The organism is Streptomyces laculatispora, assembly GCF_017353455.1.
Taxonomy (GTDB): Bacteria; Actinomycetota; Actinomycetes; order Streptomycetales; family Streptomycetaceae; genus Streptomyces; species Streptomyces laculatispora.
Genome location: NZ_JAFMPZ010000494.1, coordinates 1 through 9,321, shown reverse-complemented (window position 1 = coordinate 9,321; position 9,321 = coordinate 1). Strand labels below are relative to the sequence as shown.

General features: G+C 70.1%; 9 protein-coding genes and 1 pseudogene. 5 read left to right on the top strand and 5 right to left on the bottom strand.

The genetic code is table 11. The features are described 5' to 3' along the window. Positions 1 to 157 precede the first annotated feature (157 nt). Positions 158 to 742 carry a suppressor of fused domain protein gene (locus J1C73_RS25085; protein ID WP_207318377.1) on the bottom strand — a complete coding sequence of 195 codons (585 nt, stop codon included), beginning with the start codon at positions 740 to 742 and terminating at the stop codon, positions 158 to 160. Positions 743 to 1,152: 410 nt separating this feature from the next. Between J1C73_RS25085 and J1C73_RS25080 the strand changes: the two genes are divergently transcribed. Further along, on the top strand, positions 1,153 to 2,274 hold the full coding sequence (locus J1C73_RS25080) for a magnesium and cobalt transport protein CorA (protein WP_123461484.1): 1,122 nt from the start codon (positions 1,153 to 1,155) through the stop codon (positions 2,272 to 2,274). Between the two features lie 35 nt (positions 2,275 to 2,309). Further along, positions 2,310 to 2,828, top strand: a complete 519-nt coding sequence (locus J1C73_RS25075) for a hypothetical protein (protein WP_207318376.1) — start codon at positions 2,310 to 2,312, stop codon at positions 2,826 to 2,828. A gap of 36 nt (positions 2,829 to 2,864) precedes the next feature. Here J1C73_RS25075 and J1C73_RS25070 read toward each other — a convergent pair whose 3' ends face one another. Further along, positions 2,865 to 3,635: a hypothetical protein gene (locus tag J1C73_RS25070; RefSeq protein WP_207318375.1), complete on the bottom strand. Its 771-nt coding sequence runs from the start codon at positions 3,633 to 3,635 to the stop codon at positions 2,865 to 2,867. Positions 3,636 to 3,839: 204 nt separating this feature from the next. Here J1C73_RS25070 and J1C73_RS25065 point away from each other — a divergent pair, with 204 nt between their 5' ends. From J1C73_RS25065 to J1C73_RS25055, 3 genes are read left to right on the top strand one after another with little or no spacing between them, the layout of a single operon-like run. Continuing rightward, positions 3,840 to 5,114: a magnesium transporter MgtE N-terminal domain-containing protein gene (locus tag J1C73_RS25065; RefSeq protein ID WP_207318374.1), complete on the top strand. Its 1,275-nt coding sequence runs from the start codon at positions 3,840 to 3,842 to the stop codon at positions 5,112 to 5,114. Further along, positions 5,104 to 5,658 carry a DUF1003 domain-containing protein gene (locus tag J1C73_RS25060; protein WP_207318373.1) on the top strand — a complete coding sequence of 185 codons (555 nt, stop codon included), beginning with the start codon at positions 5,104 to 5,106 and terminating at the stop codon, positions 5,656 to 5,658. The genes J1C73_RS25065 and J1C73_RS25060 overlap by 11 nt, the downstream gene beginning before the upstream one ends. 44 nt (positions 5,659 to 5,702) lie before the next feature. Then, positions 5,703 to 6,836 carry an Mrp/NBP35 family ATP-binding protein gene (locus J1C73_RS25055; RefSeq protein WP_123461479.1) on the top strand — a complete coding sequence of 378 codons (1,134 nt, stop codon included), beginning with the start codon at positions 5,703 to 5,705 and terminating at the stop codon, positions 6,834 to 6,836. A 32-nt stretch (positions 6,837 to 6,868) separates the two neighbouring features. Here the strand turns inward: J1C73_RS25055 and J1C73_RS25050 are convergent, their stop codons facing one another. The 3 genes and pseudogenes from J1C73_RS25050 to J1C73_RS25040 form a co-directional block, all read right to left on the bottom strand. Continuing rightward, entirely contained in the window at positions 6,869 to 7,528 is a 660-nt protein-coding gene (locus J1C73_RS25050) for a hypothetical protein (protein ID WP_207318372.1), read from the bottom strand. A 118-nt stretch (positions 7,529 to 7,646) separates the two neighbouring features. Then, positions 7,647 to 8,123 (bottom strand): sec-independent translocase, encoded by a 477-nt coding sequence (locus J1C73_RS25045; RefSeq protein WP_207318371.1) that lies wholly within the window; start codon positions 8,121 to 8,123, stop codon positions 7,647 to 7,649. 99 nt (positions 8,124 to 8,222) lie between these two features. Continuing rightward, positions 8,223 to 9,321: pseudogene (locus J1C73_RS25040) on the bottom strand (S1C family serine protease); the annotation flags it as partial.

Below are 9,321 nucleotides of genomic sequence, written 5' to 3'. Positions count from 1 at the left end.
GTCACCCCGTACCGCCCCGCCCGCGGCTCCCTTCCTCGCCGCGCGGCGGGGCTTCGCGTGCCAGGTGTCCCGGCGCTGTCGGCCTGGACCGGCGCCGGGACACACTCGTCCGGCGGAACCGGTCCGGTGCCGCCGGAAAACGCTCGCCCCCGTGCTGTCAGTCCAGGGCCACCGAGGCGCGCAGCGGATCGCGCAGGTCCGTCCCCAGGGACAGCCACCGCTCCTGGAGCTCCTGTGCGCCCCGGACCCGCTTCCAGGCCGCCTCGTTGTGCGTCATCGGCAGCAGCGGCAGGAACCGCACCGCCTCCATGGGCGCGTCCAGCTCCAGATCCTCGACCAGCCCACCGGACTCAGCGACGAGCACCGAGCCGAACGGCGCTCCCGGCCACAGCGGTTCACCGAGGTCCAGCGAGGCGCCGGGAGCCACGATCAACCCCTCCACCTGCGGCGACGCCGCCAGCACCGCGAGCTTGCGCAGCACCTGGTCGGTGTCGGCGAGGCCGGCCCGCACCGAGAGGACCAGCTCGGCGCGCGGCCCCTTCACGGGGTCGGCGAGCGAGTCGGCCGGGTCGGCCATCGGCTGCGCGGACATGCCGAGCGTGGCGTACCTCACCACGTCGCCGTCGATGAACCTGAGCACCTCGATCCGGTCCGTACCGAGGAACGTCACTGCCGCGCGTGCGTCCGGTTCACCCAGGGCCGTCCGCAGACGGGCCTCGACCAGAGCAAGAATTTCTGCCATGCGGCGAGCATAGGACGCGTATGGAACGGGCAAAGTAAGAGATTGGCCCTGTGCCTGCTGATAGCCTGGGCCCGCCGGTCGGGACAGCACGCAGAAGCGTTGCTCTCAAGTCCCGACGAAACGTCATCCCCCACGGGGGACCGACCGGAGGAGGTGGGGCTGCGGTGGATCCAAGTCGACCGTGCAGTACCAACCGCTCTTCCGCTCGACGCCTTCCCTCTGTGATCTGACGCCTTCCCGGTCAAGGCCCATGGCATTTCGCACGACGGAAGAGCACTCCTTTTTTGCCTGTCTGTAGCGAACGCCGTCATCGCGCCGCCGCGGTGCCGCCCGCTTTGCGGACGTGAGCCACGTCCCCATTCCGGGCTGTTCCACGCCCTCGCCGACGGCCCTCCGTGAAGGAGCCAGCCATGTCGATGATCCGTGACCTGCGCGCTGTCGTGCGCCCGTCCCTGCGCAAGACCAACACCCTGCACAGCAGTTACGACACCACCCGGGACCCGTCCGCCTCCAGCGCGGTCGTCGACTGCGCGGTCTACCGCGACGGACGCCGCCTCGCAGAAGTGGACGGCACCTGCCGTACGCCGCACGAGGCGATGCTCCGGGTGCGGGAGGAGGGCGGCTTCGCCTGGATCGGCCTCCACGAGCCGACCGAGGAGGAGTTCGCCGGTATCGCCCGGGAGTTCGGGCTGCACCCGCTGGCCGTGGAGGACGCCGTCCACGCCCACCAGCGGCCGAAGCTGGAGCGGTACGACGACACACTGTTCACCGTCTTCAAGACCATCCACTACGTCGAGCACGCCGAGCTGACCGCGACCAGCGAGGTCGTGGAGACCGGCGAGGTGATGTGCTTCACCGGCCGGGACTTCGTCATCACCGTGCGGCACGGCGGCCACGGCTCGCTGCGCGCGCTGCGCCACCGGCTCCAGGACGACCCCGAGCTGCTGGCCAAAGGGCCCTCGGCGGTCCTGCACTCCATCGCCGACCATGTCGTCGACGGGTACATCGCGGTGGCCGGCGCGGTCCAGGAGGACATCGACGAGGTGGAGATCGAGGTCTTCTCCACTCCGGACAAGGGCGGCCCGCGCGGTTCGGACGCGGGCCGCATCTACCAGCTGAAGCGCGAGGTGCTGGAGTTCAAGCGGGCCGTTTCGCCGCTGCTGCGCCCGATGCAGCTCCTCAGCGAGCGGCCGATGCGGCTGATCGACCCGGACATCCAGAAGTACTTCCGGGACGTCGCGGACCACCTCGTCCGGGTGCAGGAAGAGGTCATCGGCTTCGACGAGCTCCTGAACTCCATCCTCCAGGCCAATCTGGCGCAGGCGACCGTCGCGCAGAACGAGGACATGCGCAAGATCACGTCCTGGGCGGCCATCATCGCCGTGCCGACGATGATCTGCGGGGTCTACGGCATGAACTTCAAACACATGCCGGAGCTGCGCTGGACGTACGGATATCCGATGGTGCTGGGCTTCATCGGAGTGGTCTGCTTCTCCATCCACCGCATGCTCAAGCGCAACGGCTGGCTCTGACCGCCGGGACACCGGGCCGGTCTAAGCTCTGCTGCATGACTGCTGCTGACACGCTGCTCGGACCGGCCCTCGTCGAGGAGGCCACCAAGAAGTCGGGCCTGGTCTGGGTGCGCGGCACCGGGCCCGCGCGGGCGCTGTGGCACGTGTGGCACCAGGGTGCGGCGCACTTCGTCGGGGACGGTCCCGGCGAGCAGCCGCTCCCCGCCGGTCTCACGGACGGTGCCAACGCCGAGGTGACCGTCCGCAGCAAGGACAAGGGCGGCCGGCTCGTCGTCTGGACGGCCTCGGTGGCCCAGCTCGCGCCGCACTCCGAGGAGTGGGAGGCCGCGGTCGCCGAGCTCAGGGGCAAGCGGCTGAACGCACCGGACGCCGAGCTGATGACCGGGCGCTGGGCGCGCGAGTGCCGGATCGTACGGCTCACGCCGCTCGACTCCCGTACGGACCTGCCGGCGACCTCGGGGGCAGCGGCGCCGCTGCCCACCACCGCGACCACCCGGCGCCCGGTACCGGCCGGGCTGCCGCGCCTGCTGAAGCGCTCGCTCAGGAAGCCGTAGCGGGCCCGCGCGGGCGCTGAGGGACCGGTCCCGGTCCTACGACGAGGACTTGGGCAGCTGCTGCCCGTAGTCGACCGTGTCGCCCTCGGCCGGGGCCTTCAGCGCGAAGTCCTTGCCCCAGTCCGCGAGCGTGATGACGCCCCCGCCGCCACCCCGTGCGAAGCGCAGCGGATACGGCTTGCCCTCCAGGGACACGTCGAGCGCGCCACCCTCGCCCTTGCCGCCCCTGATCCCTATGGTGCGCACCCCGCCGACCGTGTCGCGGTCGCCCTTGCCTACCTCGCCGTGCAGCGTGAGCAGCCCGTCGAGCAGCACCTTCTTGTCGGTGAATCCGCGCAGCTGCTTGTACGTGGGATCGTCCTCGGGGACCTTCACGTACTTGTCGTGCAGCTTGTCCGCCGCCGCCCCGTCGGCGTCGCTCGTCTTGCCGGCGCCCGTCGTGCCGTGGTTCCAGAAGCCCGCGTCCGCCTTGAGGTAGAGCACGTCGCCGATCCGGAGCAGCTCGAACGTGCTGTTCCTGGACGCGACGGAGCCCGCCCCGCCCTTGTCCTTGAGCCGCATGTTGAGTTTGTACGTGCCGCCCTTGCTGACCAGGGTGCCGGTCAGCCGGACCGTGCCGGAGGAGTCCGCCGCGGCCTGCGCCTTCTTCTCGATCTCCGGTGCGTCCAGTCTGCCGATGCCGTTGGTCCCCTTGTCCGGATCCTCGCCCGCGCACGCGGTCAGCGCCGCGGTCAGCCCCGCGCAGAGCACGACGGCGAGGGCGGCGGTCCGGCGGCGGGCCCGGACGGGCGGGACAAAAGAGGTCACAGGCGCACTGCCTCTCATCTGCATGGCGGGGGGTGGCAGACGGCAGCGTACCCGTGCGGCCTACGCCATCCGGCAGAGAGTCGTGCCGACAGCTCTCCGGGGCGCCCCGGTGCGGTACGGGCTAGCCTGATCCCGTCATAACGGTGCAATAAATGTCAGAAATGACCGGATGCGCAAGCCGGCGACGAAGGAGGAGGCGCAGGCATGGCAGCAGGAACGCCCCGGGTCTTCGTCTCGCACCTCTCCGGTGTGCCGGTCTTCGACCCGAACGGCGACCAGGTGGGCCGCGTCCGCGACCTGGTCGCGATGCTCCGGATCGGCGGCCGGCCGCCCCGGCTGCTCGGCATCGTCGTCGAGGTGGTGAGCCGGCGCAGGATCTTCCTCCCGATGACGCGGGTGACGGGCATCGAGTCGGGACAGGTCATCACCACCGGCGTGGTCAACATGCGGCGCTTCGAACAGCGGCCCACCGAGCGCCTGGTCCTCGGCGAGTTCCTCGACCGGCGGGTCAGCCTGGTGGAGACCGGCGAGGAGGTCACCATCCTCGACGTCGCGATCCAGCAGCTGCCGGCCCGCCGCGACTGGGAGATCGACAAGTACTTCGTACGCAAGGGCAGGGGCGGCGCGCTGCGCCGCAAGGGCGAGACCCTGACGGTCGAGTGGTCGGCGGTCAGCGGCTTCTCGCTGGAGGAGCACGGGCAGGGCGCGGAGTCGCTGGTCGCCACGTTCGAGAAGCTGCGCCCGACCGATGTGGCCAACGCCCTGCACCACCTCTCCCCGAAGCGGCGGGCGGAGGTCGCCGCCGCACTCGATGACGACCGGCTCGCCGACGTCATGGAGGAGCTCCCCGAGGACGACCAGGTGGAGATCATCGGCAAGCTCCAGGAGGATCGCGCGGCGGACGTCCTGGAGGCGATGGACCCCGACGACGCGGCCGACCTGCTGTCCGAGCTGCCCGAGGAGGACAAGGAGCGGCTGCTGACGCTGATGCGCCCGGACGACGCGGCGGATGTGCGGCGCCTCATGTCGTACGAGGAGCGGACCGCGGGCGGCCTCATGACGACCGAGCCGATCATCCTGCGCCCGGACGCGACGGTCGCCGACGCGCTCGCCCGGGTCCGCCGGTCGGACCTGTCCCCGGCGCTCGCCGCCCAGGTGTACGTATGCCGGTCGCCGGACGAGACGCCTACGGGTAAGTACCTGGGCACGGTGCATTTCCAGCGGCTGCTGCGGGACCCGCCGTTCACCCTGGTCAGCTCGATCGTCGACAGCGATCTGGTGGCACTCACGCCGGACACCCCGCTGTCGGTGGTGACCAGCTACCTGGCGGCGTACAACCTGGTCTCGGTGCCCGTGGTGGACGAGAGCGGCTCGCTGCTGGGCGCGGTGACCGTCGACGACGTACTCGACCACCTGCTGCCCGACGACTGGCGGGAGACCGACTTCCACGGCCGCGAGGGGGTGCTCCGTGGCCGGTGAGGACCGCTCCAGGGCGTCGAACGGCTCGACGGCCCTGATCCGTGCCCACAGGAACCGGCTCGACCAGCCGAAGGACCCGCGGCGGCGGCTGCTGCCGGAGTACGACCCCGAGGCGTTCGGCCGGTTCTCGGAGCGGATCGCGCGGTTCCTGGGGACCGGGCGGTTCATCGTCTGGATGACGCTGATCATCATCGTCTGGGTGGTGTGGAACATCTTCGCGCCGGGGGACCTGCGGTTCGACGAGTACCCGTTCATCTTCCTGACCCTGATGCTCTCCCTCCAGGCCTCGTACGCGGCCCCGCTGATCCTGCTCGCGCAGAACCGGCAGGACGACCGCGACCGGGTCACCCACGAGCAGGACCGCGCCCAGAACGAGCGCTCCATCGCCGACACCGAGTACCTGACCAGGGAGATCGCGGCGCTGCGGATGGGCCTCGGGGAGGTCGCCACCCGCGACTGGATCCGCTCCGAACTGGAGGACCTGGTGAGGGACCTGGACGACCGCCGGGCGCTGTCCGCGGCCGAGAGTGACGAAGACCGCTGACGGGGCTACCCGCGCGTAGCGAAGGTCGCCGTACCATCGTCGGTATGGCTACGGAAGACGCGGTGCTTGAGGCACTGGCGACAGTGAACGACCCGGAGATCCACCGCCCGATCACCGAGCTGGGCATGGTGAAATCGGTCGAGATCGATCCTGACGGTGTAGTCGCTGTCACGGTGTATCTCACCGTCTCCGGCTGTCCGATGCGCGAGACGATCACCAAGAACGTGACCGACGCGGTGGCCCGCGTCGAAGGAGTGTCGCGGGTGGAGGTCACACTCGACGTGATGAGCGACGAGCAGCGCAAGGAGCTGGCGACCTCGCTGCGCGGCGGTACGGCCGAGCGCGAGGTGCCGTTCGCCCAGCCCGGCTCGCTGACCCGGGTGTACGCGGTCGCCTCCGGCAAGGGCGGCGTCGGCAAGTCGTCGGTGACCGTGAACCTGGCGGCCGCGATGGCCGCCGACGGCCTCAAGGTCGGCGTCGTGGACGCGGACATCTACGGACACAGCGTGCCCCGGATGCTCGGCGCGGACGGCAAGCCGACCCAGGTCGAGAACATGATCATGCCGCCGTCCGCGCACGGCGTGAAGGTCATCTCCATCGGCATGTTCACCCCGGGCAACGCCCCGGTGGTGTGGCGCGGGCCGATGCTGCACCGCGCGCTTCAGCAGTTCCTCGCCGATGTGTACTGGGGCGACCTGGACGTCCTGCTGCTCGACCTGCCGCCGGGCACCGGCGACATCGCGATCTCCGTGGCCCAGCTGGTGCCGAACGCGGAGATCCTGGTCGTCACGACCCCGCAGCAGGCGGCGGCCGAGGTGGCCGAGCGGGCCGGCTCGATCGCCGTACAGACCCATCAGAAGATCGTCGGCGTCGTCGAGAACATGTCGGGCATGCCGTGCCCGCACTGCGACGAGATGGTCGACGTGTTCGGCTCGGGCGGCGGCGCCCGGGTCGCCGAGGGGCTGACGAGGACGGTCGGCGCGGAGGTGCCGGTGCTCGGCTCCATCCCGATCGACGTACGGCTGCGCGAGGGCGGCGACGAGGGCAAGCCCGTCGTCCTGTCCGACCCCGACTCCCCGGCGGGCAAGGCCCTGCGCTCCATCGCGGACAAGCTGAGTGGCCGTCAGCGCGGCCTGTCCGGCATGTCCCTGGGAATCACCCCGCGCAACAAGTTCTGACCGGCGCTTGCGTCCGCCCGGCCCGCCTGCGGCTACGCGTACGACGTGATGTCCCCGACCGCCGAGAACCCCAGGCCGTACGCGCTCATCCCCCGCCCGTACGCCCCGATGTGCACCCCGCTGTGCGCCGACCCGGCCAGCACCCAGCCGAACTCGGACTCGCGGTAGTGGAAGGCCACCGGCACGCCGTCGACCGGCAGCGACAGCGCCGACCACGCGGGGCCGTCCAGATCGTCGGCCAGCTCGAAGGCCGTCTCCGTCTGCTGGTCCAGCCAGTCGTCCCGCAGCGTGTGGTCCATCTGGGCGGGCCAGGTGTAGGCCAGCAGACCGGAGCCGGCCAGCCAGGCCGCGGAGGAGACCGTCGTCGCGTCCAGGACCCCCGTGCCGTCGCCGCTGCGCCGCACCGGGCTGCTGGCCACGGTCACGACGACCGCGAATCTCTGTCTGTCCTCGCCCACGTCACTTCGTACGGAGGGCTCGTCGCCGTGGCCGGTGGAGCCGTGCTGCACCGTGCCGTCCGCGGCGGTGCCCACCTGCATCAGCCAGCGCGGCCCGGTGAAGGCCTCGTCAAGTCCGTACCAGGGGAACGGCGCCTGCAGATAGCCGTCGACCGTGAGCCGGGCCGCGGGCGCCCCCTCTGCCGTGCCTGTGTCCGGCGCACCATCCGCGCCCACCCGACTCGTTGTCTCCATCTGTCCGGCCGCCTCCTCGATCCGTAGGGTCCGGAGCGGCCCGCCCCCCTCGGGCGTCCTCACAACCGGACAGATGGAGAATAGCCATACCGTCCGGACGAGTCGGGATTGACGGGTGTCAGGTGGCGTCAGCGTCGAAGGGCGGGTGATCGTCCTTCGCGGGCTGTTCACGCTTCTTGAGCAGGTCGGGAGCGCCCGCCGAGCCGTTCGCCGCGGTGATCGCGGAACCGCCCGACACACTGCTCTTCGCCTCCACCGACGAGGTCTCGCGGCCGTTGACCGCATCGGTGACCTCGGAGACCTCCTTGCGCAGGTCGAAGCTCTCCCGGATCTCCTTCAGCCCCAGGTCGTCGTTGCCGTCCATGAGCTGCTTGCGGACGAACGTCTTGGGGTTGAGGTCCTCGAAATCGAAGTCCTTGAACTCCGGGCCGAGCTCCGTGCGGATGTCCTCCTTGGCGCTCTCCGAGAACTCACGGATCTTGCGGATGAAACGCGAGGCGTCCTGGATGACCTTGGGCAGCTTCTCCGGACCGAAGACGAGTACACCGATGATCACGAGCGTCACCAGCTCGAGTGGGCCTATGTCATTGAACACCTTGCGGCTCCTCGTGTTCTCCGCGACCAGGTCGGATGAGATCCGGACCCGGCCCACGGTACCCGGCGAAACTGTCCGCGCGGTAGCTTCCCGTGGCCGTCACGTGCCTGTTGCCGAGCCGAGTGTCAAAGTCATGGTCAGGTCTTTACCACCGCGGGTCAGCCTGAGGTCCAGTTGGTCGCCCGGCCGGTGCGAGCGGATCTTCACGATCAGCTCCTCACCGCTGTGCACCCGTCCGCCGTCCACCTCGGTGATGATGTCGCCGGGCTCGATCCCGGCCTTGGCACCGGGACCGTCCGGAGTGACGGAGGACTTGCCGTCGGCGCCCTTCTCCCCGACCTTGGCGCCGTCACCGGTGTACTTCATGTCGAGCGTGACGCCGATCACCGGGTGCGTGGCCTTCCCGGTGTTGATCAGCTCCTCGGCAACGCGCTTGCCCTGGTTGATCGGGATGGCGAAGCCGAGGCCTATGGAACCGGCCTGGCCGCCCTCGGTGGTCGAGCCGCTGTCCGCGGCGCGGATGGCGCTGTTGATCCCGATGACGTGCGCGTCGGTGTCGACCAGCGGGCCGCCGGAGTTGCCCGGGTTGATCGGGGCGTCGGTCTGCAGCGCGTCGACGTAGCTGATGTCGCTGCCGTCGCCCTTCTCGCCGCCTGCCGTGATCGGCCGGTCCTTGGCGCTGATGATGCCGGAGGTGACCGTGTTGGACAGATCGAACGGGGCCCCGATGGCCACCACCGGATCACCGACCTGCACGTTGTCGGAGTTGCCCAGGGGCAGCGGCTTGAGTCCCGAGACGCCGCTGACCTTGACCACGGCCAGGTCGTAGCCGCTGTCCTTGCCGACGACCTCGGCGTTCGCCGTCTCGCCGCCGCTGAACGTCACGGTGATCTCGCCGGACGAACCAGCCGGGGCGACGACGTGGTTGTTGGTGANNTACCGGCGACGCTGTCGGGGGCGCGGCCGCCGCCGTTGCGTTCGTCCTGGGGCAGTTCGACCTGGGTGAGGCCGCCGTTGCGCTCTATGTACGCGCCTATCCCGCCGCCGATGCCGCCGGCCACCAGGGCGAGGAGCAGTGCGCCGACGAGAACGGATCCGCGCCGGTTCTTCCGCCGGCCGCCGTCGGTGCCGAGCGGGGGGCCCGGGTTGGTGATCAGGGGCTGCCGGGGTGCGCCCCAGGGGTCGTACTGAAGCCACT